Genomic DNA, 1,283 nt, shown 5'->3' with positions numbered 1-1,283 from the left:
ATCACTCACCTACTACCACCTTGGGTCAGCGGCTCCACCACTCCCCTTTGCCCGAAGGCTCCGGGGCGGCTTCACGGCCTTAGCATTAATGGGTTCGATGTTTGACGCTTCACAGCGGGTACCGGAATATCAACCGGTTATCCATCGACTACGCCTGTCGGCCTCGCCTTAGGTCCCGACTTACCCTGGGCAGATCAGCTTGACCCAGGAACCCTTGGTCAATCGGCGCAAACGTTTCTCACGTTTGTATCGCTACTCATGCCTGCATTCTCACTCGTCAACCGTCCACAACTCGCTTACGCGGCTGCTTCACCCGGCAGACGACGCTCCCCTACCCATCACGATCCCCGTTGGGGGTACATATCGCAATGACACGACTTCGGCGGTACGCTTGAGCCCCGCTACATTGTCGGCGCGGAATCACTAGACCAGTGAGCTATTACGCACTCTTTCAAGGGTGGCTGCTTCTAAGCCAACCTCCTGGTTGTCTCTGCGACTCCACATCCTTTCCCACTTAGCGTACGCTTAGGGGCCTTAGTCGATGCTCTGGGCTGTTTCCCTCTCGACCATGGAGCTTATCCCCCACAGTCTCACTGCCGCGCTCTCACTTACCGGCATTCGGAGTTTGGCTAAGGTCAGTAACCCGGTAGGGCCCATCGCCTATCCAGTGCTCTACCTCCGGCAAGAAACACACGACGCTGCACCTAAATGCATTTCGGGGAGAACCAGCTATCACGGAGTTTGATTGGCCTTTCACCCCTAACCACAGGTCATCCCCCAGGTTTTCAACCCTGGTGGGTTCGGTCCTCCACGAAGTCTTACCTCCGCTTCAACCTGCCCATGGCTAGATCACTCCGCTTCGGGTCTTGAGCGTGCTACTACAGCGCCCTATTCGGACTCGCTTTCGCTACGGCTACCCCACCCGGGTTAACCTCGCAACACACCGCAAACTCGCAGGCTCATTCTTCAAAAGGCACGCAGTCACGAGAACAAGGCAAGCCTTGTTCCGACGCTCCCACGGCTTGTAGGCACACGGTTTCAGGTACTATTTCACTCCGCTCCCGCGGTACTTTTCACCATTCCCTCACGGTACTATCCGCTATCGGTCACCAGGGAATATTTAGGCTTAGCGGGTGGTCCCGCCAGATTCACACGGGATTTCTCGGGCCCCGTGCTACTTGGGTGTCTCTCAAACGAGCCGCTAATGTTTCAGCTACGGGGGTCTTACCCTCTACGCCGGACCTTTCGCATGTCCTTCGCCTACATCAACGGTTTCTGACTCG

The 1,283-nt window shown here is 56.7% G+C and carries 1 rRNA gene; it reads right to left on the bottom strand.

Features of this window, described 5'->3' with window-relative positions:
* Positions 1-1,283, bottom strand: a 23S ribosomal RNA gene (locus M8J73_RS40205); the annotation flags it as partial.

This window comes from Streptomyces neyagawaensis, from assembly GCF_023516595.1.
GTDB lineage: Bacteria > Actinomycetota > Actinomycetes > Streptomycetales > Streptomycetaceae > Streptomyces > Streptomyces neyagawaensis.
The sequence above is the reverse complement of the archived record's forward strand: the minus strand, read 5'-3'. Positions and strand labels throughout refer to the sequence as shown.